This window comes from Mycobacterium sp. (assembly GCF_032159765.1).
Classification (GTDB): Bacteria; Actinomycetota; Actinomycetes; order Mycobacteriales; family Mycobacteriaceae; genus Mycobacterium.
Genome location: NZ_JAVHWM010000140.1, coordinates 1 through 24,968 on the forward strand (window position 1 = coordinate 1; position 24,968 = coordinate 24,968).

The window sequence follows — 24,968 nt, forward strand, 5'->3', positions numbered from 1 at the left end:
GTCTTGTCAAAGCCGTTGTCCAGCAGCGCCTGTGGCCAATACTCGCGCAGGTCGATGCCGACAGTCCGGCGCGTTGCGGCGGGCTTGAGACCCAGGTCGGCGAGCGTCTTCGTCTTGAACTCGATGACCGCGGGTTGATCGAGTTCGTATACGACAGTGCCGTCCGGCCACGGCAGACGGTACGCGCGGGCGTCCAACCCGGATGCCAGGATCACGGCCTGACGCACACCCGCGGCTGCTCCATCGGTAAACATCCGGTCGAAGTGCCGTGCGCGGACCGCTGACCCTTCGGCTCCGCGGCGGACATTGAACGCCGGGTCCACGCTGGACAGGTCGATCTCTCCGTCGAGGATCCGGTTGAAGAAGTCAAGGCCGACCGCGCGCACCAGAGGTTCGGCGTAGGGGTCGTCGATCAGCCCCTCACGGTTAGCGAGGACCCGCTGGCCGGCGACCATGGTCGCAGTGGCTCCGACACTGGACGCCAAATCCCATGTGTCGTTGTCAGTTCTGGGCATGATGCCTTCTCAGCCTTTGATAGCGGTCACGGCGAGTGCCTTTCGCAGTGCCGAGGTGTCGTCGTCGGTGGGCAGCTCCAGGCCGTGTTCGGCGAACAGCTCCGCTCTGGTCTGCGTTGACACCTGCCAGCCCCGCGCGGCCAGGTAATCGGTCGGTGCATTGCGTTCGCCGTGGTACATCAGATCGGAGAGGTCTAGGTCGAAGCCGCGCTCTTTCCACTGCTTGGCCATTTCTCGTTGGCGCTCTGCAATCGCCGTGGGACCGTCCGGGTGATATTCGGTGCCGATGCGGCTTCCGGGCGCGGACAGCGCCGTGATTTCGTCGAAGAGGCGGTCCTGCGCCTCGGGCGGTAGATACGCGAGCAGGCCCTCGGCGCTCCAGGCGGTCGGCGTGTTTGTGTCGAAACCGTTGGCGCGCAACGCCGCCGGCCAATCATCGCGCAGATCCACCGCGATCGGCCGGTGCTCGGCACCGGGCTGGGTCCCGAGTGATGCCAGCGTGCTGGTCTTGAAGTCGATGACCGCCTGCTGGTCGATCTCGAAGACGACCATGCCGTCTGGCCACGGCAGCCGGTACGCGCGCGAATCCAGACCGGAGGCCAGAATGACGGCCTGCCGGATGCCGGCCGCAGCAGCAGTGACGAAGAAGTCGTCGAAGAATTTTGTTCGTATGGCGATCATGGCGATCACCCCCGCCGGGGTGAATTGCGGGCTGTCCGATCCACTGACAGGGATCTCGCCGTCGAGGAGCCGGGTGAAGAACTCGATGCCGACGGCCCGAACCAGCGGCTCGGCGAACGGATCGCTGATCAACGGATCCTGTTCGCTGCTCGCCATCGCGCGCGCTGAGGCCACCATCGTGGCCGTCGCGCCGACACTGGACGCGAGATCCCAGCTGTCGTCGTCAGTCCGCGTCATCGCCCATTTCCCAGCACTCCGGTCAGATACAGCATCTCGCCCCAGGTCGACGGGCTGTCCGGCGGTGGCTCCAATCCGTACCGGACGAACAGCTCCCGCGCCGTCGAGCCGTGCGTCTGCCAGCCGTGGTCGGCGAGGTAGTCAGGAACCGGGGTGCGCTCGCCGATGTAGACCAGGTTCACAAAATCGATGTCGAAGCCGTGGTGGGCCCAGCGATCCGATGCGGTCTGCATCCGCTCCCTGATCTCCTCAGGACTGAATTGGCCTGGGTTGCTGGCGGTTTCGCAAGCGAAGCGGCTGCCCGGCACGCTCAGGGCGGTGATGTTGTCGAGCAGCCGGTCCTGAGCCTCCGGCGGCAGGTAGCCCAGCAGGCCTTCGGCGATCCACGCCGACGGCTTGCCGGGGTCAAAGCCGGCATCGCGCAGCGCAGCGGGCCAGTCCTCACGCAGATCGACCGCGACGTTGCGGTGCTCCGCTGCCGGATGTGCGCCCAATTCCGCCATCTTCGTGGTCTTGAACTCGATCACGGCCGGCTGGTCTATCTCGAACACAACGGTGCCGTCCGGCCACGGCAGTCGATACGCGCGGACGTCCAGACCCGACGCCAGGATCACCGCCTGACGGATGCCGGCGGCTGTCGCGTCGGCGAAGAAGTCGTCGAAGAATTTTGTGCGCACGGCCATGGCGTCGGCGAACCGCAGCGCTGCGCCTGCAGCGTCGTCGTCGTCGGAGTCGGCTTCATCGGCCAGCGTCGCGAAGTCGATCTCCCCGCTGGCGAGCTTGGTGAGTGGTTCGACCCCCACCGCCTCGACCAGCGGCTCGGCGAACGGGTCGCTGATCAGCGCGTCGTCCTTGCGCGTCGCCGCCGCCCTGGCGGCCGCGACCATCGTTGCGGTGATGCCGACGCTTGACGCCAGATCCCAGGTGTCGTTGTCGGTGCGGGCCATCGTCGCTCCTTAGGCGAAGCATCGTCGCGAATGTATTACTTAGTTGATGTAACTGTACGCCGTGAGACTGGACGCCCGAAGCCTTGCGGAGGCCCGCAAACGGGAGGTGGCGTCGACACCAACTGCTACTCTCGTAGACTGTTTGTCGCCTGACCTCCGGCTAGACAAAACCATGTCTGGGGCGGGTCGGTACGACGTAATTAAGACTAAACCCGCGCTGGTCCCGCCAGCCCCATTGCATGCCGTCGATGTCCGGCTGCGCAGGAGGAAGAGTGCTCTCGGCTTTCATCTCGTCGTTGCGGACGGCCGACCTGCGAAGCAAGATCCTGTTCACGCTAGGGATGGTGATCCTCTACCGCGTCGGCGCGACGCTGCCGTCCCCCGGCGTGAACTACGCGAACGTCGACAAGTGCATCTCGAACATCAGCAGCGACAACGCGCAGATCTACTCGCTGATCAACCTGTTCTCCGGGGGTGCGCTGCTGCAGCTGTCGGTGTTCGCGGTCGGCGTCATGCCCTACATCACCGCTAGCATCATCGTCCAGCTGCTCACCGTCGTCATCCCGCGCTTCGAGCAGTTGCGCAAAGAGGGTCAAGCGGGCCAAGCGAAGATGACCCAGTACACCCGGTACCTGGCGATCGCCCTGGCCATCCTGCAGGCCACCAGCATCGTTGCGCTGGCCAACACCGGCAACCTCCTGCAGGGCTGCAAGCTCGACGTCATCCAGGGCCAAAGCGACGGGCTGAACATCTTCACCCTCGGGCTCATCGTGCTCGTGATGGCCGCCGGCGCCGCACTGGTGATGTGGATGGGCGAGCTGATCACCGAGCGCGGCATCGGCAACGGCATGTCGCTGCTGATCTTCGCCGGCATCGCCGCCCGCATCCCCGCCGAGGGCAAGACCATCTACGACACCAGCGGCCCCGCCATCTTCGCCGCGGTGTGCGTCGCAGCCTTGCTGATCATCATCGGCGTCGTGTTCGTCGAGCAGGGCCAGCGCCGTATCCCCGTGCAGTACGCCAAGCGCATGGTGGGCCGGCGCATGTACGGCGGCACGTCGACCTACCTGCCGCTGAAGGTCAACCAGGCCGGCGTCATCCCCGTCATCTTCGCCTCGTCGCTGATCTACATCCCGCACCTGATCACTCAGCTGGTGCGCGGCAGCAAACCAGCCGGCAGCACCTGGTGGGACAAGTTCGTCAGCACCTACCTCACGGACCCGAGCAGCTTGGTGTACATCGGGATCTACTTCGGGCTGATCATCTTCTTCACGTACTTCTACGTGTCGATCACGTTCAATCCCGACGAGCGCGCCGACGAGATGAAGAAGTTCGGCGGCTTCATTCCCGGCATCCGGCCGGGCAAACCCACCGCCGACTACCTGCGTTACGTGCTGAGCAGGATCACCCTGCCGGGGTCGATCTACCTCGGCCTGATCGCGGTCCTGCCGAACCTCTTCCTCGAGCTCGGCGCCTCTGGCGGCGCCCAGAACTTGCCGTTCGGCGGAACAGCGGTTCTGATCATGATTGGTGTGGGATTGGATACGGTCAAACAGATCGAAAGCCAGCTCATGCAGCGAAACTATGAAGGGTTCCTGAAGTGAGAGTCGTATTGCTCGGCCCGCCAGGCGCCGGTAAAGGAACGCAAGCCGAAAAGCTCTCGGAGAAGCTCGGAATCCCGCAGATCTCCACCGGGGATCTGTTCCGCAGCAATATCGCCGATGGCACCGAGCTCGGCCTGGAAGCCAAGCGCTATCTGGACGCCGGCGACCTGGTGCCGTCGGAGCTCACCAACGCGCTCGTGGACAAGCGGCTGGATGAGCCCGACGCCGCAGCCGGGTTCATCCTCGACGGCTACCCCCGCTCGGTCGCCCAGGCCGAGGCACTGACCCACATGCTCGAAACCCGCAATCTCACGCTGGACGCGGTACTGGAGTTCCGGGTGTCCGAGGACGAGCTGTTCAAGCGCCTGAAAGAGCGCGGCCGCGCCGACGACACCGAAGACGTCATCCGCAACCGGATGAACGTCTACCGCGACGAGACCGCTCCGCTGCTGGAGTACTACGACGGAACCGTGAAGCCGGTCGACGCCGTGGGCAGCACCGACGAGGTGTTCGCCCGGGCGCTGCGCGCGCTCGGCCGGTGATCGCCCTACCCGGGCTGCGCACCCGCAAAGTGGTGGGGCAGCGCACGGCGTCCGAACTCGATGCGATGGCCGCAGCAGGGGCTCTGGTGGCGGCCGCACTGCGAGCGGTCCAAGCCGCCGCGAAGGCGGGAGTGTCCACCAAGGAGCTCGACGAGGTCGCCGAGTCGGTGATTCGCGACGGGCACGGCACACCGTCGTTCCTCGGCTACCACGGCTTCCCGGCGACCATCTGCTCGTCAGTCAATGACCGTGTCGTGCATGGCATTCCATCGGCGACGGAGGTCATCGCGCAGGGTGACCTGGTGTCCATCGACTGCGGCGCGATCATCGACGGTTGGCATGGCGACGCCGCCGTCACGTTCGGCGTCGGAGAGCTGATCCCGGTCGACGAGGCGCTGTCGGCGGCGACGAGGGAGTCCATGGAAGCGGGAATAGCGGCGATGGTTCCCGGTAATCGGCTCACCGACGTCTCCCACGCGATCGAGCAGGGCACGCACGCCGCTGAGGAGCGCTACAACCGGTCATTCGGCATCGTCGAGGGCTACGGCGGCCACGGCATCGGCCGCCGCATGCACATGGACCCGTTTCTGCCGAACGAGGGGCCGCCCGGCCGGGGGCCCTACCTGGCGGCGGGATCGGTGTTGGCCATCGAGCCGATGCTGACCCTGGGGACGTCGAAGACCGCCGTACTGGATGACAAGTGGACAGTCGTCACCACGGACGGCTCGCGTGCGGCACACTGGGAGCACACGGTGGCTGCCACTGACGACGGACCGCGCGTCCTGACAGCAGGCTAAAGAGTCGCTGCACTGAACCGGAGTGGCGGCGGATACGTGTCACCACCGGGAGGTCGGTGATGGAAGCTTCGGAGACAGCACTCATGAAGGTGCTGTTCGATGAGCACGCTGCGGCTCTGTGGCGTTATGCCATGCGGCTCACTCAGGACCGAGCCCGCGCGGAGGACGTCGTGCAGGAGACGCTGCTGCGGGCATGGCAGCACCCTGAGGCGGTCGACGACGGCGAACGCTCGGCGCGTGCGTGGCTCTTCACCGTCGCCCGTAACATGATCATTGACGAACGGCGCAGCGCACGATGGCGCAACGAGGTCGGGACCGAGGACCTCAGCGAGGTTGCTCCCGAGGACACCAAGCCCAACGAGGTGGACTCCGCGCTCGACAAGTTGCTGATCGGCGACGCGATGGCACAGCTGTCGGCCGACCACCGTGCGGTGATTCGGCGGTCCTACTATCTCGGGTGGTCGACCGCCCAGATAGCGGCGGATCTCGACATCGCCGAGGGCACGGTGAAGTCCCGACTGCACTACGCGATCCGCGCGCTGCGACTGACACTGCAAGAAATGGGGGTGACGCGATGAGCAATCCGTCAGGCGTGACGCCCTTTGGCCGCGACTCGGGCCTCGGCCGCGACGCCCACGAATACGCGACGTGGGACGCCGCCTATGTGCTGGGCTCGTTGTCCTCGGCCGAGCGACACGAATTCGAATCACACATGCGCACGTGCAAGTCGTGCCGGCAGGCTGTTGCCGAGATCAGCGGCATGCCCGCGTTGTTGTCCCGCCTCGACCGCAAGGATGTCGAGGCGATCGACGCCGGGCAGGCCGACGACGCACCGCCGCCCCTGCGCCCGGAACTGCTGACGTCGATGTTGACCAAGGTGAAGTGGCGTCGTCGGCGCACCCGGGTGTGGACGTTGAGCGTGGCGGCAGCCGCGGCCGTCGTACTGAGCGTGGGCGTGTTCATCGCGCTGCAGTCAGCTCCGGTGACACCGACTCCGCCGCCGACGGCGCAGGCAAGCTCGACGGCGCTAACGATGACACGGGTCACGCCCAACTCGTTCAACGCGACCGTCACGCTCAGTCCTCACCCGTGGGGTACCCAAATCGAGATGACGTGCACGTACGGAGTGTGGCCCGAGACCGCGGACGGCAAGGACGAGGACGAGACGGGTGACAAGGTCGCCATGGTCGTCGTCGGCCACGACGGAAGCGAGACCCAGGTGGCCACCTGGGTGGCGTTGACTGGAGTCACGGCGTCACCTGCAGGTAGCACGTCGATGCCGATCGAGCAGATCGCCGCAGTGCAGGTGGTTTCCCTTGATAACGGAAACGTTCTGCTTCAACGCGCGCTGTAATCTTCCTCACGCTTTCGAATCACCATGCGGTGAACCGAATTTGCTCGCCGGTCGTGTCTTTAGTAGAAGGCACTTGAGGCAGGTGGGTGAATGGCGAGGCAATACCGGGTGGTCGACCACATCGTCGAGCAGCTTGCCGCGATGGGGATCACCCACATCTTCGGCGTCGACGGCGCGAACATCGAAGATATTTACGACGCCGCACATTTCAGGCCCGATATCACCGCCGTACTGGCCAAGCACGAGTTCTCCGCCGCGACGATGGCCGACGGCCACAGCCGCAGCGGCGCCGGATTAGGCGTTGTCGTTGCCACTTCCGGCGGTGGGGCGCTGAACGTGGTGCCGGGGCTCGGCGAGGCCTACGCCAGCCGGGTGCCGGTGCTCGCGCTGATTGGCCAGCCGCCCACGGCGATCGACGGGCGCGGAAGTTTCCAGGACATGAGCGGTATCAACGGCGCCCTGGACGCCGAGGCGCTGTTCTCTGCGGTATCGGTTTTCTGCCAACGGGTTTCGGCGCCCGCCGACATCGTGCCGGCCCTTGCCCGGGCGTGCGCAGCCGCTCGGTCTGGTGGCCCGGCAGTTCTATTGCTGCCGAAGGACATTCAGCAGGCCGAGATCGACGTCCCGGCAGCACCCGATGCGATTGTGTCGCACAACCAGATCGGCGATCCGCATACGATCGCGCGTGCCCTGCGCCGCGCGGTCGGGCCAGTGACGATCATCGCGGGTGAGCAGGTGGCCCGCGACGACGCGCGCGACGAACTCGAAGCGCTGCGTGCGCAGCTGCGGGCCCGGATCGCCACGGTGCCGGACGCCAAAGACGTAGCGGGCACGCCGGGCTACGGCTCGTCGTCTGCGCTGGGCGTAACCGGTGTTATGGGTCATCCCGGCGTGGCGGACGCGGTGGCGGGCAGCGGCGTCTGCCTGATCGTCGGCACGCGGTTGTCGGTCACGGCGCGCGCGGGCCTCGACGAGGCGTTGGCGTCGGTGCCCGTGGTATCGCTGGGGTCCGCCGCGCCATACATTCCGTGCACGCATGTCCACACGAACGACCTCCGTGGCTCGTTGCGCCTGCTCGCCGTCGCGCTGTCCGGCAACGGCAGGCCCGCCGGGCTTCGGGTGCCGGACCGACTGACCCTCACCGAGCTGTCGCCGCCCCGCTTCGACGGACCGGGCGTGCGCTACCGGGACGCGATGGCCGTGCTGGACGCGGTGCTGCCGGACGGGACGGACATTGTTGTCGACGCCGGCAACACCGGCGCGTCGGCGATCCACTATCTGCCCGCGCGCCGGGACGGCCGGTTCGTGGTCGCGCTCGGGATGGGCGGCATGGGCTACAGCTTTGGCGCCGGGCTCGGGATGGCGTTTGGCGCGATGAGCGCTCGCGCGAAGAGCCAACCAGCACCGCGATCCCGCACGATCGTCATCGCCGGCGACGGCGCATTCTTCATGCACGGCATGGAGATTCACACCGCGCTGCAGTACCGGCTGCCGGTGACCTTCGTCTTGTTCAACAACAACGCGCACGCGATGTGCGTGACCCGCGAACAGCTGTTCTACGACGACCTGTACAGCTACAACCGATTTGGTCCGAGCAGTCTGGGCGCCGGGCTGGCCGCGATGTTCCCGGGTCTGCGGTCCGTTGACGTGTTCGACATCAGTGAGCTGGCCGACGGGCTCGGTGCGGCGCTGGCGGCCGATGGGCCGTCGGTGGTGAGCATCGAGTGTGCCGCCGACGAAATCCCGCCGTTCGCAGCATTTCTCGGCAAGTCAGCATCAAAACCTCAACTGATTAACGATATGAAGGAGAAGTCGCACGATGTCGCTGCCCGCACTTGAGGACATCACCTCACACCGAATCGCAGAACACGGCGTGAGCGAGCCGATCGAGGGCCTGATTCGCGTCGAGACGACCCCGAAGGAACGCGCCACCCCGATCATCATGGACGGGCTCCGGTCGGTGTATCCCCACGACACGGTGTTCGGCGAGTACTGCACAGTCAACGACTACATCGACTGCCCGCCCGACGAGTTGTTCGACTACCTGGCGGACACCCGAAGTCTCGAGGAGTGGACCTACAGCCTCAGAGACTTCGAGCCCACCAGCGAGCCAGACTTGTGGATTGCCTACGACAAGCTTGGCGCACCGAACGAAAACCACAGGGGCAGCCCGATTTTCACGCGGACTGTCGCCAATCCGGAGGCCCGGACCGTCGACTACCACTGCGCCTGGGATCAGGGCGCACACCTGTGGATGATTTACCTGATGCGGGTCGTCGACGCAAAAGTCGTCTTCGACAAGCCAGGCTCGGTGGTGCTGTGGACCAACTGCCACCACCCGTTCTATGACAAGAATCCCTATCCGGAGACAGCACCGCCTAAACGCCCCGTGTGGGTGGGCGATTTCTGGGACATGTTCGGTCCCGGCCATCTGCTGGAGATGAAGAACCTCAAGGCAATTGCCGAATATCGCCACCACAACGGGTTACCGGTCAAGCCGGAATGGATGAAATGAGCACCACAATGAGCGCGCCGAATGTCAGCCTGATCGACGTTTCGACCTATCTGCCCGGAGAGGCCTTGCCTGCCGAGTACTACGCCCAGTTCGCAGAGTCGGATGACTTGCGCGACAACGTGATGTTCCGTGCGCCGAAGTTCCGCCATCACGTCGGCAAGGACGAGAGCGCGATCGACATGATCGAGCGCGCCGCCGCGGGGTTGATCGACCGTCACGGCGAGGAGGCGGTGAGCGGCGCCGACGTGTTGATCACACATACGCAGTTGCCCGACGTTCCGGTCTTCGGCTGCGGCACCGGGTTGGCCGATCGGCTTGGTATGCGCCCAGAGTGGGTGTTCGACCTGCACAACGGCGGATGTGCCGTGTTCGTGCTGATGATGAAGCTGGCGCGCCAACTGCTGACGACGGGCGCGGCCAGTTCGGCGCTTATCGCTCTCGCATCGAACACGGCCGGGCAGGTGTTCGACCAGGAAACGGTGCGGCGCAAGGCTCAAGCCGCAGTGCCGGGTGACGGCGCCGCGGTCGGGCTGCTGACGCTGTCAGACCGGTCACCGATTCTCGACATCGAGTGCCGCAACTTCGGGGAGTACGCCGCCGACATGAGCGTGCAGTTCGACCCCCCGCGCAAGTACTGGGCAGCCGGGCCTGGCGAAGGATCGGTCGGTTTCACCGAAGGCAAGATCACCAAGGTGATGGCCAGAGGGAATAGGCTCGTCCCCGAGGTCTCCTACGCGGTGTGTGACCGAATTGGCATGAAGCCCAAGGAGCTTGACCTCCTCGTTACGAATCAGCCTAACCGGGCGTTTCTGAGGAACTGGCGGGACGCGCTCGAGCTGCCCCAGGATCGCCACGTCGACACGTTCGAGGAGTGCGGAAACCTGTTCGCCGCGGGCATTCCGGTCAACTTCGACCGGGCGGTCACCGATGGGCGCGTCAAGCCCGGCGACGTGGTGATGATGGCCGGCTTCGCGCACGCGGGTGACTTCGCCGGTGCCGCGGCACTGCGGTGGGGCGGTCGCGAGTGAGCGTCTTCCCCGACTACGAGCCCTCGACGCCCGAGCACGTCGCGGCGCTGCCCGATGCCGTGGACCCGTTTGCGCTGTCTCTCAACGAGAATCCTTTCGCGCCGCTACCCGCCGTACAGTCGGCGCTCGTCGCAGCGGTCGCAGCGGCGAACCGTTACCCCGAGTTCTTGCCGCACCGGTTGCGCGGCCTCATCGCCAGCCGGATCGGGGTGAGCGAGGAGCAAGTGGTGATCGGCGCGGGCGCGACGGGTGTGGCGCTGCAAGTCCTGCGGGCCGTGACGAGCCCCGGCGACCGGATCGTGCTGACGTCGCCGACATTCGACGGATACCCGATCTTTGCGCAGATGGCCCGGCTGATCTCGGTGAGCGTGCCGCTCGACGAACACGGACACCACGACCTCGACGCGCTCGCTGATGCGGCCGCCACGGCGAAGGTCGTGGTGCTGTGCCGGCCGCACAACCCGACTGGAACCCTGGAGCCCGCCGAGGACGTGGAGTATTTCTTGAGCCGCGTGCCGTCGGACACCGTGGTGCTGCTGGACGAGGCCTACATCGAGTTCGTCGCACCGGAACATCGGCTCAACGCGATCGATGTGGTGCAGCGGTACCCGAATGTGGTTGTGCTGCGGACATTCTCCAAGGCGTACGGGCTGGCGGGGATGCGCATCGGATACGGGTTCGGGGCACCGGAGTTGGCGAAGTCGTTGTGGACGATGCAGCTGCCGTTCGGGATCGGGATCACCAGCGCCGTCGCCGTCGCGGCGTCATACGACGCGGAAGCCCAACTGCAGCAACGTATTCGCTTTGTCACGAACGAGCGGCGGTTCCTGCAGCGGCGACTGCGGTCGATGGGCATCTACCACACGGATTCGCATGCCAACTTCGTGTACCTGCCGGCACGCGCCGGCCAGAGCTGGCGTGAAGCATTCGACGCGGCCGGCGTGCGGGCCCGCCACTACGCCGACGGGGGAGTGCGGGTGACGATCGGCAGCCGGGCGTCGACGCGCGCCGTGCTCGCCGCGTTGACGTAGCTTCGCGCGAAACTGAAGCTACGGCGACGACACGCCGAACCGCATCGCAGGGGATCCAGATTCGCGGGGTGGCGTTCCCCCCTGCAACTCGCGCAACAGCCGGGCCGCCGCGGCTGAGTGCGGTATGAAGAGGCGTGCCCTCTGACCCGATCGCGCAGGCCCGCGCCAACTGGCAGCGCTCGGGGTGGGGTGACGTCGCCGACGGGATGGTGGCGGTCACGTCGGTGATGCGCGCACACCAGATCCTGCTCGCCCGTGTAGAGAACGCGCTGCGGCCCTACGACCTGAGCTTCTCCCGCTTCGAGCTGCTGCGCCTGCTGGCATTCAGTCGGACCGGAGCGTTGCCGATCACGAAGGCGTCCGATCGGCTTCAGGTGCACGTCACCAGCGTCACGCACGCGATCCGTCGTCTCGAGGCGTCCGGCCTCGTCGAGCGGGTGCCGCATCCGACAGACGGGCGCACGACGCTGGTGCGGATCACCGACCTCGGGCGATCGACCGTCGAGGACGCCACGACCACGCTGAATGCGAAGGTGTTCGCCGATATCGGCATCTCGGCCGAGGAGTCGCGTGCGCTGGCCCAGTCGATCGAGACCCTGCGGCGGCACTCCGGCGACTTCTAGCGATCCCGCGAAATGGAATTCCATGTAGTGATCTCGGCGGATCTACTACATGGAATTCCATTTCGCGGGGCTAATGGCTCGTCAGCGGGATCGTCGCCGTCACGGCGGTTCCGGTGCCCGGACGCGACCGGATGTGCAGGCGGCCGCCGACGATCTCCGCGCGTTCGGCCATCGACAGCAGGCCGTAGCCGCCCATCTCGTCGCTGCCGAGCGGATGCTCGAATGTGTCGAAACCCACTCCGTCGTCGATGATTTGGAGCATCGCCTTATCGCCGTCCACCGCGAACGACAGCCGCGCCTTGGTGGCGTTGGCGTGCTTGACGACGTTCTGCAGGCACTCCTGCGCGATCCGGTACAGCGCGATCTCGATGTGGTCGGCGAGCCGCGTCTCCTCAAGTTCCACCTCGACGTCGACCTGCGGGATCGACCGCGCCAGGCTGGCGAGCCCGCCGGCCAGGCCGAGATCGTCAAGCACGGGCGGCCGCAATCCGCCGATCGCGGCGCGGGCCTCCCGCAGCGTCAGCTCGACGAGCTCGCTGGCCTTCTCCAGCTGCTCGGCAACGGCACTCGGATCGGCGCCGCGTCGCGCCGCGTCCAGCCGGTAGGACAACGTGATCAGCCGCTGCGAGATCCCGTCGTGGATATCCCCGGCCAGCCGGCGGCGCTCGAGCTCCTGCGCCTGGATCACCTGCTCGACGAAGTTCTCGTGCGCGCGCTCGCGGGCCACCAACTGGCGGTGCAGCCGCGCCTGGTGCAACGCTCCCGCGATGAGCTGGCCGATGACCCTCAGCAGCTCGACGTCGCCGTCGGTGAACTCGCGGCGCTCGACTGTGTGCACGTTGAGCACGCCGACGAGGCCACCCGGATCGGTCTCCATTGGCACCGACACCATGGACGTGAAGTCCCTGCCGCGCAGTGACTCGAAGGGCATGTAGCGCTTGTCGGACTCCTTGTTGTGGGTGATCACCACCGGCTCGCGATGACTGGCCACCCAGCCCGAGATGCCCGAACCCAGTGGCAGCCGGATCTTTCCGACTTCAAGGTCGAACGGGGGGGTCGCGCCGGTCAGTGTGAGTGAGCGGTTCGTGTCGTCGAGCACGTGCACGAAACACACGTCGGTGCCAGTCGCCGCGGTGATCATCCGCGCCGCGGCCGCCGCGAGCGGCTCGACGCCCGGACCGCTGGACGCGGCCTGGATCAGTTCACGCAGCAGCGCGAGCTCGCGGTCGGCGTCGACGAGATCCCTGACCGCGTGCCGTCCATAGGGCTTCGTCATTGGAAAATGCCTTCCCGCAACGCGGTCGCTGCCGCTGTGGTGCGGTCACTGACGCCGAGCTTGCGGTAGATCGAGCGCAGATGACTCTTGACGGTCTCGTCGCCGATCACGAGCTTGGCCGCGATACCGCGGTTGGACAGGCCGTTGACCACCAAGGACAGGATCTCGCTTTCCCGCTGAGTGAGTCCGTGCCGGGCGCCGGGCCAGAACTCGTCGCGCTGGATGCGCGCCGCGGTGTCGACGGCGCGTGCGGCCATTCCGGGGTCGATCGCGGTCTCGCCAGCCTGGACGAACTCGAGCTGACGGACGAGCTCGTCGCTGCTGATGCTCTTCAACAGGTAACCCGAGGCGCCGACCCTCAGCGCCTGGAAGAGGTACTGCTCGTCGTCGTACACCGACAGCATCACGACCTTGCGGCTCGGATCGCGCTCACGCAGCGTCTGGCAGAGATCAAGGCCGCTCGACCCCTGCATGCGCACGTCGGTCAGCACGATGTCCGGATCGAGCTCGCCGATCACATCGATCGCGCGCTCAGCGCCCACTGCCTGCCCGACCACGCTGACCCGGTCGGAGAATGCGGCCAGCATGGCTTTCAGACCCTCGATCACCATCTCGTGGTCGTCGACTAGCACGATGCGTACGGGGTTCGCGCCGGTCATGCGATCACCATAGAACCGCGCTCGGTTATCGACGCTGAACCAGGCGCAGTGCGCATACCCCAATAGCCCGTCGCATCCCCCAATCGGGGGATGACCCCAGGTCGCGACCTACCGGATGCTTTGACCATGCGGGGGCACACTCTGACACAGCGCAGGTTCTGGTGGGACCGAACCTCGCCCGGCGAGGCCGAGGTCGACCCCCTGAAAGCTGTGATCTTCGATCTGGATGCGGTCGCAGCCATCGACGACGACGGCGATCTGGCCCCACGAGCAGGTCTTATCGATCTCGTGATGAGCCTGTTCGTCGCTGGCGCGTGGGTCGGCGTCGTGAGCAGCAGGCCGAGGGAAGACGTCGAGCCGCTGGTTCGGGAGCTGATCGGCGACGGTCTCGTCGAGACAATCGTGACTGCTGACGACGCCGAATCGACCAACCGCACCGACCTGTACGAGTTGGCGCTGTGGGAATTCGGCATCGCGGCCGAGGAAGCTTTGGCAGTGGTGGGATCCAGGGCCGCTCTGCATGCCGCTACCGCGACCGGATTGGCGGCGGTGATGGTGACGACCGACTACATCGAAGACGACGACGTCAGCACCGCGGCGGGTTGCCAGCGCAGGCACCGTCGCTGGTGGACCGCGCGTAAGCGCGTCGCCGCCTAACGTACGGTCAGCGGTCCTGCCAATTCTTTTCGTTCGCAAATAGTTCGCGAGTATTGCCGGACCGAATTAATAATTGTCGGCGTAATTCATTTGTTAGCGGCAGATAAACGCGCAGTTCGAAGGTCAGACTGTCGAGATCGGCCGCGCCACTGGGAACGCTTAACTTCCCGCATCGCACAGAGATTCACGTTTTGCAGGCGTCCACTCGCACTTCCTCTGCAAAACGTGAATTTCGGCGATGACGGAGAACGCTTGCGGGCAGATAAGGTGTCCGGGTCGAACGTCAGGTGCCGCGCAGCATGTCGATCACCGCGCTGAAGCGAGCGTCCAGCTACCGCCCGAATTGGCCAGTGAATTTAATTTAAAGGTTGCGTGAAAACCCTGTGTAGGCGCTGTAGGTGTGCTTGACTGATTTTCTTGATCGTCGGGGGACGATGCGTACTCAGGGCCGTTCGCGTGTAGGCGAGCACTCAGTCCGCGAACATGGGAGTGAGTGATGATTCGCAAACAGATGGCCGTTTCGTTCGGTATCGCAGGCGCAATAACCGGGGCTGTCGCGGCGTTGACGGTGTCGCTGCCGGTCGCGGTCGCGGACAACCTGCCCAATGGGCTCACGATTACCTGTAACCAGGACAGCGATATCCACGCGACATGCATCATCGGCGGCTGCCCGCGCGTGAACGGCGACTACGTCGTTGATGCCGTGCACGTCACAGTCGCCGGCCAGATAACTAACAATGAGAGCCAACACGAGTACGACTTCAAATGCATCAATGGGCAGACTGCCAGGCAAGGGGTCAGTACATCGCCCGGTAAGACGGAAACCATCTCGGCTCAGGGCTGCCGCAAGAATAGGGGTCTAGGGGAGCACGACTGGTGCGGCCCCTGGAATGACTATAAATACACGGCGCCGGCGAAAAAGGCTGCTCCGCCACCACCTCCGCCTCCGCCACCGCCTCCACCGCCACCGCCGCCACCGCCGCCGCCAGTCAAGTGCTCGGACGGTTCCACCCTTCCGGCCGGTTCGACCTGCCCCGTGAAGAAGGTTGCGCCGGCGAACGCTGTGACGATGAACGTCAAGAAGGCAGGGTTGCAGGTCAACGTCACCGTCGGGAACACTTCGGACCTGTCAGCTCAGTGCACCTACGATGCGACAGAAGCCAATGGGCTGGGCTTACCGGTTCACCGCGATTTCAGTCTTGCTGCCAAGGGAAGTACGACGTTGACCTTCCCAGCCCCGGTTCCGGGCCAGTCCTGGCAGTTGGTGTCGGCGTGCACCGCTCCGTTCGACGGCCAGACGGTCCAGATCGGCCGCGCCACTGGGAGCGCGTAACCGGGAGATAGCCGTCGAACGTCAGCTGCCGCGCAGCATCTCGATCACCGCGCTGAAGTCCTTGTCCGCGTGATCGGCGGCGAACTTCGCGTAGATCTCCGCGGCGTGGCTGCCCAGTGGGGCGGTCGAACCGCTGGACTTCACGGCGTCCATCGCCAGCCCGAGGTCCTTGTTCATCAGCGCGGTCGCGAAGCCCGGCTTGAAGTCGTTGTTCGCAGGCGATGTCGGAACCGGGCCCGGCACAGGGCAATTCGTGTGCACCGACCAGCAGTTCCCGGTGGCGCCGGTGACCACGTCGAACAGCGACTGCGCGGACAGGCCCAACTTCTCGGCCAGCACGAACGCTTCGCCGACCGCGATCTGCTCTACCGCGAGCAGCATGTTGTTGCACAGCTTGGCTGCCTGTCCGGTGCCCGACGCGCCGCAGTGAATGATCTTGCCCGCCAACGGTTCCAGTACTGGCCGAGCCCGCTCGACGGCGTCGGCCTCGCCGCCGACCATGAATGCGAGCGTGCCCGCCGTGGCCCCTTTGACCCCGCCCGACACCGGGGCGTCGAGCTGCGCGAATCCGTGCTCGGCCGCCTGCGCGTTGATCGTGCGGGCGTCGTCGACGGAGATCGTTGACGTGTCGATGAACAGCGTCCCCGGCTTCGCCGCAGCCAATACCTCCGCGTAGCAGGCTTTCACGATGCCGCCATTGGGCAACGACGTCATCACCACGTCGGCATCCGAGGCGGCTTCGGCGCCGGTGTCGAACATCGTCGCGCCCTTGTCGGCGGCCGCCGACTTCAACGCCGGCATTGGATCGAAGCCGTGGACCGTCTGGCCGGCCGCGACGAGGTTCGCGGCCATCGGCCCGCCCATGTTGCCGAGGCCAAGGAACGCGATCGTGCTCATTGTTTCTCCTTGACGCGAGTGGCCTCCGCGCGACCGATCACCACCCGCATGATCTCGTTGGTTCCCTCGAGGATCCGGTGCACACGCAAGTCGCGGACGATCTTCTCGAGCCCGTACTCGCGCAGGTAACCGTAGCCGCCGTGCAGCTGCAATGCGCGGTCGGCGACGTCATAGCACGCGTCCGTGACGTGAAGTTTGGCCATCGCGCAGAGCTCGACCTTGTCCGGATCGTCATCGTCGAGTGCGGATGCCGCCCGCCACAACATCATTCGCGACGATTCCAGCGCGGTCGCCATATCGGCCAGGGTGAACCGGATCGTCGGCTCGTCGAGCAGGCTGCCGCCGAACGCCTCGCGGTCGCGGACGTACTCGACCGCTTTGTCGTAGGCGGCCTGCGCTCCGCCCAGCGAGCACGCCGCAATGTTGATCCGGCCGCCGTTGAGCCCGTTCATCGCAATGCCGAAGCCCGCGCCCTCGCCGTCGGCGCCGCCGAGCATCGCGTCCGCGGGGACACGTACGCCTTCCATGATCACCTGTGCGGTCGGCTGGGCGTGCCAGCCCATCTTCTCCTCCTGAGCCCCGAAACTGAGTCCGGGAGAACCGTCTTCGACGACGAACGCCGAGATGCCCCGTGGACCCTCGGAACCGGTGCGGGCCATCACGACGTACACGTCCGAGGACCCGGCCCCGGAGATGAACTGCTTGACCCCGTCGAGCACATAATCCGAGCCGTCGCGCACCGCTTTGGTACGCAGCGCCGCCGCATCGGACCCGGCGGACGGCTCGGTGAGGCAATAGCTGGCTACGGCCTCCATCGACGCCAGCCGGGGTATCCACGCCTTGCGCTGCTCGAGGGTGCCGTAGCGGTCCACCATCCACGCACACATGTTGTGGATCGACAGGAACGCCGCCGTCGTGGGATCCGCTATCGCCAGCTGCTCGAAGATCCGCACCGCGTCCAGCCGCCGCAGCCCGCTGCCGCCGACCTCTTCGCTGCAGTAGATGGCCGCGATGCCCAATTCGGCGGCCTCGCGCAGCGCATCGACCGGGAAGTGATGCGCGGCATCCCACTCCAATGCATGCGGCGCAAGCCGCTTCGCAGCGAACGCGGCGGCCGTCTCCGTGATGACGCGCTCGTCGTCGTCGAGCCGGAACATCAGTCCGCCGTGCCTATTTCATCGTCGGGATGACGAATTCGGCCCCGTGCGTGCCCGCCGGCCACCGCTGCGTCACCGTCTTCACCTTGGTGTAGAACTGAATCGACGCGGGCCCGTGCTGGTTGAGATCGCCGAAGCCGGAACGCTTCCAGCCGCCGAACGTGTGGTAGGCGACGGGCACCGGGATCGGCACGTTGACGCCGACCATGCCGACCTGCACGCGGGACACGAAGTCGCGCGCGGTGTCGCCGTCGCGGGTGAACACCGCCACGCCGTTGCCGTATTCGTGTTCGCTCGGCAGCCGCAGCGCTTCTTCGTAATCCTCGGCACGCACAATGCACAGCACTGGGCCGAATATCTCGTCGGTGTAGATCGACATGTCCGGGGTGACGTGGTCGAACAGTGTGGGGCCGATGAAGTAGCCCTCTTCAAGGCTCGCGTCGCCGAATTGCAGGTCGTCACTGGTGCGTTCGCGACCGTCGATCACCGCCTCGGCGCCCGCGTCGATGCCCTGCTGGATGTAATCCTTGACCCGTGCCAGCGCGGCCTCGGAGACCAGCGGGCCGTAGTCGGCCTTCGGATCCAGGCTGTGGCCGACGCGCAGGTTGTTGACCTTGTCGATCAGCCTGGCGCGCAGGCGTTCCGCGGTCTGCTCGCCGACGGGAACGGCAACGGAGATGGCCATGCACCTCTCGCCGGCGCTGCCGTAGCCGGCGCCAATGAGCGCGTCGACCGCCTGATCGAGATCGGCATCAGGCATCACGACCATGTGGTTCTTCGCGCCGCCAAAGCACTGCGCGCGTTTCCCGTTGGCGGCGGCGGTGGAGTAGATGTAGTGCGCGATGTCGGAGCTACCGACGAACCCGACCGCCTGGATCTGAGGATGAGCCAGGATCGCGTCGACGGCCTCCTTGTCGCCCTGCACCACCTGGAACACGCCCTTGGGCAGTCCGGCATCGATGAAGAGCTCCGCGAGCCGCACCGGTACCGACGGATCACGCTCAGAAGGCTTGAGTATGAACGCATTTCCACACGCCAGGGCGGGGCCGGCCTTCCATAGGGGAATCATCGCGGGGAAGTTGAACGGGGTGATGCCGGCGACAACACCGAGCGGCTGGCGCAGGGAGTAGACGTCGATGCCGCCACCGGCGCCCTCGGTGTACTCGCCCTTGAGCAAGTGCGGAATGCCGACCGCGAACTCGATGACCTCGATGCCGCGCTGGATGTCGCCGCGGGCGTCGGCGACGGTCTTTCCATGCTCGAGCGACATCAGCTCAGCCAGCTCGTCGACGTTCTCGTTGACGAGGTCGATGAACTTCATCATCACGCGGGCGCGGCGCTGTGGGTTCCACGCCGCCCACTCTTTCTGCGCCTCGACAGCCACCGCCACCGCGGCGTCGACGTCGGCGGCCGAAGCCATGGGCACCTGTGCCTGCACCTGCCCGGTGCTGGGGTTGTAGACGTCGGCGGTGCGCTGCGACTGGCCGCTCGTGCGCTGGCCGTCGATGAAATGCGAAATCTGTGTGGTCATGAGAGCCCCGGTGAATCGGCGGAAGGAGATTACTAGGACATCCTAGTAAATGTCTGCTGGGGTCCGCAAGGGGCCCACTATTTATTGCATCTATATAGCCTGAGTGATATATCTCCTTTGTGGTTCAGCGCGCGCCAGAGCATCAGGGCGATGAGCGCATCGGCGAAAGCCTGGATGAAGCGACGGACCTCACGCTGCGTTTCCTGATGGAGCGCACGGGCCTGGGCGCATCGGCCGGATTCGTGCTGAACAGGCTCAACCGCGGCGGCCCATCCCGCTTGACTGTGCTGGCCGCCCAAGAAGGGCTCAGCCAGCCGTCGATGACGCAGCTGATCCAGAGGCTGGAACGCCAGGATCTAGTGACCAGGCTGGCCGATCCTGACGATGGCCGAGTCGCGCTCGTTGCGATTACCGAGGCCGGGCAGGCGCTGCTGCAATCACGCACACGAGCGCGCCGAGAACGGCTGACATCGTTACTGGACGCCCTGTCGGCCGAAGATCAACTCGCACTGTGGCTTTCGGCCGAAGTGGCATTGCCCATCATCCGTCGCATGATCGCGAACGCCGACTCGACGGCGGGTGATTGCGCCCCCACTGGTGACGTCGCAAAGGCGGCGCAATGAAACTCTCGATCGGCCGTACGGCAAGACGGGTGTGGATACCCCTCGTGCTCGTGGTGGTGTTCGCCGTTTCGGCGTTGCTGGTCACCCGGCTGCACAAGGTGTTCGCTTCAGAAGATCTGAATGCCCACGCGGGCGCGGGAATTGAGATCGTTCAGTTCAACCCGAAGGTCGTGGTCTACGACGTGTACGGTCCTGCCGGGACCACCGCGCAGATCAGCTATTTCGACGCCGACGCCAACCTCCACAATGTAAACGCCGCGCCGCTGCCGTGGTCCACGACGATCTCGACGACGTTGCCCGCCGTCAGCGCCAACATCATGGTGCAGGGGGACAGTGACGAGATCGGTTGCCGCATCACCGTGGACGGCACCGTCCGAGACGAAAGACGTGCCGAGAGCGTCGGCGCGCAGACCTACTGCCTGGTGAAGTCCGCATGACGCACGCCGCCGCCCCGCCCCCGCCGCCACCGGCGCCGCCGCCACCACCCCCGCCGCCGTCACCGCCGGCCGTTGCGCAGAAGCGGCCCTTTTTCGCTCACGCCATGCGAATACTTGCGCTGCCGATCCTGGTGTTCTGGATCGTGTTCACCGTCGCGGTGAATTTCGTTGCCCCGCAGCTTGAAGTGGTCGGCGAGGAGCACGCGGCGCCGATGGCCCCCGAAGACGCGCCGTCGATGGTCGCGATGAAGCGCATGGGCGCCAACTTCGGCGAGTTCAACACCAACAGCACGGTGATGATCGTCGTCGAGGGCCAGCAACCGCTCGGCGATGACGCGCACCACTACTACGACAGCATCATCAGCCAGCTCGAGCGGGATCCCGAGCACATTCAGCACATCCAGAACTTCTGGGGTGACCGGTTGACGGCCGCGGGCGCGCAAAGCGCCGACGGCAAGGCCGCATACGTGATGCTGAACCTCGCAGGTGAGCAGGGGCAGACGCTTGCCAACACATCGGTACAGAGAGTCCGCACGATCGTGGACAACACCCCGGCACCGCCGGGCGTGAAAGCCCACGTGACCGGTCCCGCCGCCCTCACCAACGACTTGCACGTGATCGGCAATGAAAGCCTAGGAAAGATAACACTTTTCACCCTCGGTGCGATCGCCCTCATGCTGCTCATCGTCTACCGGTCGATCCGTACGACGCTCATTCAGCTCTTCCTGACGTTCATCGCATTGCTTGCGGCCAGGGGCGTGATCTCCGTGCTGGCGGAGCATGGCGCGTTCGGGCTCACGACGTTCGCGGGCAACATCCTCACGATGCTCGCGATCGCGGCCGCCACCGACTACGGCATCTTCCTGTTCGGTCGCTACAAAGAGGCGCGCGGCCCTGCCGGCATCGGTGAAGACCGGATCAGCGCTTACTACACGACATTTCGGTCTGTGGCTCCGGTCATCGTGGGTTCGGGTCTGACGATCGCGGGCGCAACCTACTGCCTGAGCCTCGCCCGCTTACCGTACTTCACGACCATGGGTGCGCCGGTAGCGATCGGCATGATCGTGGTGGTTCTGTCGTCGGTCACTCTCGGGCCGGCGGTTCTGGTCATGGGCAGCAAGATCGGGCTCTACGAGTCCAAGCGGGCCAAACGCGAGCGGTTCTGGCGACGCATCGGCACTGCCGTGGTCCGTTGGCCCGCACCGATCTTCGTGACCAGCCTCGCGGTCGTTCTCCTCGGTATGCTCGGACTGCCGGGCTACGTCACGGCCTACAACGACCGGTACTACCTACCGGAGTCGGCCCCCGTCAACATCGGTTTCGCAGCCGCAGACCGGCACTTCAGCCAGGCCCGGATGAACCCCGACATCCTGATGGTCGAAGCCGATCATGACATGCGCAATCCCGCCGACATGCTGGTGCTGGACAAAGTGGCCAGAAACATACTGAACGTCGAAGGCATCGCGATGGCCCAGGACATCACCCGGCCTCTGGGAATCCCGATCCAGCACAGCTCGATTCCGTTCCAGACCAGCGTGTCGGGCCAGGTGCAGAATCAGGGTCTTCCGTTCATGAAGGACCGCGAGGCCGACATGCTGAAGATGGCCGACGAGATGCAGTTTCAGATCGACACCATGCAGCAGATGTACGAAATCATGAAGCAGCTCGTCGACACCACACACGACATGACGGCCAAGACCCACGACATGATCGACACGACGAACGAATTGCGCGATCACATAGCGGATTTCGACGATCAGTTTCGACCGGTGCGCAACTACTTCTACTGGGAGCCGCACTGCTTCGACATCCCGATGTGCTGGGCGCTGAGGTCGCTGTTCGAATCGCTGGACGGCATCGACAAGTTGGCGGACACGCTGGAAGCGGTGGCCGCCGATCTGGACACCACCGACAGGCTCATGCCCCAGACGCTGGCGCTGATACCCCCGATGATTCAGACGATGAAGTCCACCAAGGCGTTATCGCTGATGTCGTACAGCACCATGAAGGCCACGACCGATCAAATGGAGGCGATGAACGACACCGCGATCGTCATGGGTCAGAGTTTCGACACCGCCAAGAACGGCGATCTGTTCTACCTACCCCCAGAAGCCTTCCAGAATCCGGACTTTCAGACCGGCTTGAAGATGTTCCTGTCGCCCGACGGCAAGTCGTCGCGGTTCTTCATCACCCACGAAGGCGACCCGGCGACGCCGGAGGGGATCGCGCGCGTCGACTCCGAGCGCAAGGCCGCGCAGGAAGGTCTCAAGATGTCGTCGCTGTCCAACGCCAAGGTCTTTCTCGGCGGGACGGCGGCCACGTACAAGGACATGCACGACGGCGCCAAGTACGACTTGATGATCGCGGTGATCGCCTCGCTCACACTGATTTTCATGATCATGCTGATCCTCATCCGCAGTGTGGTCGCCGCACTCGTCATCGTCGGCACAGCGGCCAGCTCGATCGCCGCGTCTTTCGGGCTCTCGGTGCTGATCTGGCAGGACCTTTTCGGCATCAAGATCCAATGGCTCGTGATGTTGATGTCCGTCATCATCCTGCTGGCCGTCGGCTCCGACTACAACCTGCTGCTGGTATCGCGGTTCAAAGAGGAGATCCACGCCGGGCTGAAGACCGGGATCATCCGCTCGATCGCGGGCACCGGAGGCGTGGTGACGTCGGCCGGCATGGTGTTCGCGTTCACGATGGCGGCGATGCTCGGCAGCAATCTGGTGGTGCTCGCGCAGATGGGCTCGACGATCGCGATCGGGCTGCTGCTCGACACGTTGATTGTGCGCTCGCTGCTGATGCCGTCGATCGCGACGCTGTTGGGCCGGTGGTTCTGGTGGCCACTGGTGGTATATCCCCGCGGCATCGACAACATGCGCCGTCGTCCGCGGCCAGCGACTGACGACGCCGACACAGTGGCCCTGCCAGCGCAGCGCTAATTTCCGATGACGCGATGTATTCGCGGCATTATGTTTCTGGGAGATTCCTGGGAAGTCGACTAATCGACTTTTGCTGCCGCTGTAACCCGGCCGACTATAGGTAGGCAGACGCGGTGGGATCTTTCCGCCGCCCGATGCGACAGGCAGGCGCCTTGACGTGATCGCACAAAGCGACCCGGAGCGTCCGCGATCCTTGCGGGCGGTGTCTGGTGATCGCTACCCGAACTGGGAGGCGGTCTACCAGGACAACGCCGTGTGGGTTTACCGGACGATCTACGCGCGGGTGGGCAACCAGGCCGATGCCGAGGACCTGACCGCGGAGGTGTTCCTCGCGGCGCTGCGGCCGCTGCGGCTGACGGTCAGCATGGGTGAGGTACGCGCGTACCTGCGGGCGACGGCACGGACGGTGCTTGCCGCGCACTGGCGCGCGACGCTCGGACGCGAAATCACGACGATTGAGGACGACATCGCGGCACCGCCGGAGAGCGAAGAATCGATCAGCGATGCGCCCGAGCGCGTCGCGGAACTGCTCGACGCGCTGCCGGACCAGTACCGACGGATTCTGGAACTGCGATTCCTGCAGGGGAGTTCGATCAAGGAGTCCGCTGCCGAAATGGGTGTTAGCGTCGCGAACGCCAAGGTGTTGCAACACCGGGCGCTGCGATTGGCGGCACAGTTGAACGAGAAGGACGGCTCATGAACGCCCGCGAACGCGAGGAGCGAGAGAGCCACGGTGAGTTGCGCAGGTACATCGACGACCTGCTGCGGGGCCGGCGGCCGCGATCGTTTCGTCCAGATGATTTCGAAGCCGCGCAGATCCGCACGGCGATCGACCTGCAGGCGGCCCAGCCCGGAGCTGACGCGCCTCGCCCCGAGTTCCTCGCCGATTTGCAGAAGCGACTTTCCGAACAAGTCGACGGGCCCGGCGAGCCCGCGCCGAACGTGACGCGCCTGCCGTCGGCTACCCGTCGGCAGGTCATTGTCGGCACGTCGGCGGCGGCGGCCGCGGCGGTCGTGGCAGTGGCCGCGGACCGGGTCATCATGCGCGACGAGAACCAGACGGATAACGTCGCCGACGCCGAGCTGACGCCCACCGACGGAATCTGGCAACGAGTGGCGGCCAGCGCTGACGTCACCGAGCACGGCATGCACCCGTTCGACCTCGGCTCGGTGGTCGGTTTCGTCCGCCGCGTCGACGGCAAGCCGGAGGCAGTGTCGGGAGTGTGCACGCACCAGGGCTGCAGGCTGTGGTTCGACGCCCCGGACGACCGGCTGCGCTGCCCGTGCCACTCGACGTCGTTCTCGCCGACCGGCCAGGTGCTGACCCACCAGCTGCCGATTTCCCCGAAGCCGTTGCCCGCGTTGCAGGTTCGCGAGGCCAACGGGGTGATCGAGGTGCTAGCACCCAAGTCGGATCAGTCAACCTGAGGGCTGTAACCCGCCGCCGTATCTATCGGTGTGCTTACCAAATGGAACTCTTCGCTCCTCGCGTCCGCGTGGCGCGTACCCGCGCTCACGGCGGCGACAGCCCTCGTTCTCGCCGCATGCACTTCGCCTTCTTCACAGCCTTCCTCATCGC

At 65.3% G+C, this 24,968-nt stretch carries 25 protein-coding genes; 17 read left to right on the forward strand and 8 right to left on the reverse strand.

The window, feature by feature from the left end; translation table 11 throughout:
- From QOH60_RS16285 to QOH60_RS16295, 3 genes are all read right to left on the reverse strand, one after another.
- A partial coding sequence (locus QOH60_RS16285) for an SAM-dependent methyltransferase (protein WP_526422161.1) occupies window positions 1–515 on the reverse strand: 515 nt, incomplete at its 3' end.
- A gap of 9 nt (window positions 516–524) precedes the next feature.
- Window positions 525–1,433 carry a class I SAM-dependent methyltransferase gene (locus QOH60_RS16290; RefSeq protein WP_526422163.1) on the reverse strand — a complete coding sequence of 303 codons (909 nt, stop codon included), beginning with the start codon at window positions 1,431–1,433 and terminating at the stop codon, window positions 525–527.
- Window positions 1,430–2,380: an SAM-dependent methyltransferase gene (locus tag QOH60_RS16295; RefSeq protein ID WP_526422165.1), complete on the reverse strand. Its 951-nt coding sequence runs from the start codon at window positions 2,378–2,380 to the stop codon at window positions 1,430–1,432. Before QOH60_RS16295 ends, QOH60_RS16290 begins: the two co-directional genes overlap by 4 nt.
- Before the next feature lie 272 nt (window positions 2,381–2,652).
- On the opposite strand from QOH60_RS16295, the gene secY reads away from it, so the two are divergent.
- From secY to QOH60_RS16345, 10 genes are all read left to right on the forward strand, one after another.
- Window positions 2,653–3,984 (forward strand): preprotein translocase subunit SecY, encoded by a 1,332-nt coding sequence (gene secY / locus QOH60_RS16300; protein WP_526422167.1) that lies wholly within the window; start codon window positions 2,653–2,655, stop codon window positions 3,982–3,984.
- Window positions 3,981–4,526 carry an adenylate kinase gene (locus QOH60_RS16305; protein ID WP_526422169.1) on the forward strand — a complete coding sequence of 182 codons (546 nt, stop codon included), beginning with the start codon at window positions 3,981–3,983 and terminating at the stop codon, window positions 4,524–4,526. The genes secY and QOH60_RS16305 overlap by 4 nt, the downstream gene beginning before the upstream one ends.
- A complete protein-coding gene (gene map, locus QOH60_RS16310) occupies window positions 4,523–5,323 on the forward strand; it encodes a type I methionyl aminopeptidase (protein ID WP_526422171.1) in 801 nt (266 codons plus the stop codon). Before QOH60_RS16305 ends, map begins: the two co-directional genes overlap by 4 nt.
- Before the next feature lie 59 nt (window positions 5,324–5,382).
- Window positions 5,383–5,901 carry an RNA polymerase sigma factor gene (locus tag QOH60_RS16315; protein WP_526422173.1) on the forward strand — a complete coding sequence of 173 codons (519 nt, stop codon included), beginning with the start codon at window positions 5,383–5,385 and terminating at the stop codon, window positions 5,899–5,901.
- Window positions 5,898–6,677 (forward strand): anti-sigma factor family protein, encoded by a 780-nt coding sequence (locus QOH60_RS16320; protein WP_526422175.1) that lies wholly within the window; start codon window positions 5,898–5,900, stop codon window positions 6,675–6,677. Before QOH60_RS16315 ends, QOH60_RS16320 begins: the two co-directional genes overlap by 4 nt.
- A gap of 90 nt (window positions 6,678–6,767) precedes the next feature.
- Window positions 6,768–8,516 (forward strand): thiamine pyrophosphate-binding protein, encoded by a 1,749-nt coding sequence (locus QOH60_RS16325; protein WP_526422177.1) that lies wholly within the window; start codon window positions 6,768–6,770, stop codon window positions 8,514–8,516.
- The gene (locus QOH60_RS16330) at window positions 8,497–9,192 is read left to right on the forward strand and encodes a DUF8713 domain-containing protein (protein ID WP_526422179.1); all 696 of its coding nucleotides are present in this window, start codon (window positions 8,497–8,499) and stop codon (window positions 9,190–9,192) included. Before QOH60_RS16325 ends, QOH60_RS16330 begins: the two co-directional genes overlap by 20 nt.
- Before the next feature lie 8 nt (window positions 9,193–9,200).
- A complete protein-coding gene (locus QOH60_RS16335; RefSeq protein ID WP_526422181.1) occupies window positions 9,201–10,220 on the forward strand; it encodes a 3-oxoacyl-ACP synthase III family protein in 1,020 nt (339 codons plus the stop codon).
- On the forward strand, window positions 10,217–11,251 hold the full coding sequence (locus tag QOH60_RS16340; RefSeq protein ID WP_526422183.1) for a pyridoxal phosphate-dependent aminotransferase: 1,035 nt from the start codon (window positions 10,217–10,219) through the stop codon (window positions 11,249–11,251). The genes QOH60_RS16335 and QOH60_RS16340 overlap by 4 nt, the downstream gene beginning before the upstream one ends.
- Window positions 11,252–11,385: 134 nt before the next feature.
- The gene (locus tag QOH60_RS16345) at window positions 11,386–11,874 is read left to right on the forward strand and encodes a MarR family winged helix-turn-helix transcriptional regulator (protein WP_526422185.1); all 489 of its coding nucleotides are present in this window, start codon (window positions 11,386–11,388) and stop codon (window positions 11,872–11,874) included.
- 70 nt (window positions 11,875–11,944) lie between these two features.
- On the opposite strand, the gene QOH60_RS16350 is transcribed toward QOH60_RS16345, so the two are convergent.
- Together QOH60_RS16350 and QOH60_RS16355 are read right to left on the reverse strand one after the other, a co-directional pair.
- A complete protein-coding gene (locus QOH60_RS16350) occupies window positions 11,945–13,150 on the reverse strand; it encodes a GAF domain-containing sensor histidine kinase (RefSeq protein WP_526422187.1) in 1,206 nt (401 codons plus the stop codon).
- The gene (locus QOH60_RS16355; RefSeq protein ID WP_526422189.1) at window positions 13,147–13,809 is read right to left on the reverse strand and encodes a response regulator transcription factor; all 663 of its coding nucleotides are present in this window, start codon (window positions 13,807–13,809) and stop codon (window positions 13,147–13,149) included. The genes QOH60_RS16350 and QOH60_RS16355 overlap by 4 nt, the downstream gene beginning before the upstream one ends.
- A 126-nt stretch (window positions 13,810–13,935) precedes the next feature.
- Here QOH60_RS16355 and QOH60_RS16360 point away from each other — a divergent pair, with 126 nt between their 5' ends.
- Together QOH60_RS16360 and QOH60_RS16365 are read left to right on the forward strand one after the other, a co-directional pair.
- Window positions 13,936–14,466 (forward strand): HAD family hydrolase, encoded by a 531-nt coding sequence (locus tag QOH60_RS16360; protein ID WP_526422191.1) that lies wholly within the window; start codon window positions 13,936–13,938, stop codon window positions 14,464–14,466.
- A 496-nt stretch (window positions 14,467–14,962) separates the two neighbouring features.
- Window positions 14,963–15,799 carry a hypothetical protein gene (locus QOH60_RS16365; RefSeq protein WP_526422193.1) on the forward strand — a complete coding sequence of 279 codons (837 nt, stop codon included), beginning with the start codon at window positions 14,963–14,965 and terminating at the stop codon, window positions 15,797–15,799.
- 21 nt (window positions 15,800–15,820) lie between these two features.
- Here QOH60_RS16365 and mmsB read toward each other — a convergent pair whose 3' ends face one another.
- The 3 genes from mmsB to QOH60_RS16380 are packed head-to-tail and all read right to left on the reverse strand — an operon-like array spanning window position 15,821 to window position 19,384.
- The gene (gene mmsB, locus QOH60_RS16370) at window positions 15,821–16,696 is read right to left on the reverse strand and encodes a 3-hydroxyisobutyrate dehydrogenase (protein WP_526422195.1); all 876 of its coding nucleotides are present in this window, start codon (window positions 16,694–16,696) and stop codon (window positions 15,821–15,823) included.
- On the reverse strand, window positions 16,693–17,853 hold the full coding sequence (locus tag QOH60_RS16375) for an acyl-CoA dehydrogenase family protein (protein WP_526422197.1): 1,161 nt from the start codon (window positions 17,851–17,853) through the stop codon (window positions 16,693–16,695). Before QOH60_RS16375 ends, mmsB begins: the two co-directional genes overlap by 4 nt.
- 13 nt (window positions 17,854–17,866) lie before the next feature.
- Window positions 17,867–19,384 (reverse strand): CoA-acylating methylmalonate-semialdehyde dehydrogenase, encoded by a 1,518-nt coding sequence (locus QOH60_RS16380; RefSeq protein ID WP_526422199.1) that lies wholly within the window; start codon window positions 19,382–19,384, stop codon window positions 17,867–17,869.
- Window positions 19,385–19,503: 119 nt separating this feature from the next.
- Between QOH60_RS16380 and QOH60_RS16385 the strand changes: the two genes are divergently transcribed.
- From QOH60_RS16385 to QOH60_RS16405, 5 genes are all read left to right on the forward strand, one after another.
- Window positions 19,504–20,007, forward strand: a complete 504-nt coding sequence (locus QOH60_RS16385; RefSeq protein ID WP_526422201.1) for a MarR family winged helix-turn-helix transcriptional regulator — start codon at window positions 19,504–19,506, stop codon at window positions 20,005–20,007.
- Window positions 20,004–20,444: an MmpS family transport accessory protein gene (locus QOH60_RS16390; protein WP_526422203.1), complete on the forward strand. Its 441-nt coding sequence runs from the start codon at window positions 20,004–20,006 to the stop codon at window positions 20,442–20,444. Before QOH60_RS16385 ends, QOH60_RS16390 begins: the two co-directional genes overlap by 4 nt.
- A 104-nt stretch (window positions 20,445–20,548) precedes the next feature.
- Complete coding sequence (locus tag QOH60_RS16395; protein WP_526422287.1) at window positions 20,549–23,389, forward strand: MMPL/RND family transporter; 2,841 nt, start codon at window positions 20,549–20,551, stop codon at window positions 23,387–23,389.
- Between the two features lie 160 nt (window positions 23,390–23,549).
- A complete protein-coding gene (locus QOH60_RS16400) occupies window positions 23,550–24,089 on the forward strand; it encodes an RNA polymerase sigma factor (RefSeq protein WP_526422289.1) in 540 nt (179 codons plus the stop codon).
- Window positions 24,086–24,817, forward strand: coding sequence for a Rieske (2Fe-2S) protein (locus tag QOH60_RS16405; RefSeq protein ID WP_526422205.1), 732 nt, complete (start codon window positions 24,086–24,088; stop codon window positions 24,815–24,817). The genes QOH60_RS16400 and QOH60_RS16405 overlap by 4 nt, the downstream gene beginning before the upstream one ends.
- The last annotated feature ends 151 nt before the right edge of the window (window positions 24,818–24,968 follow it).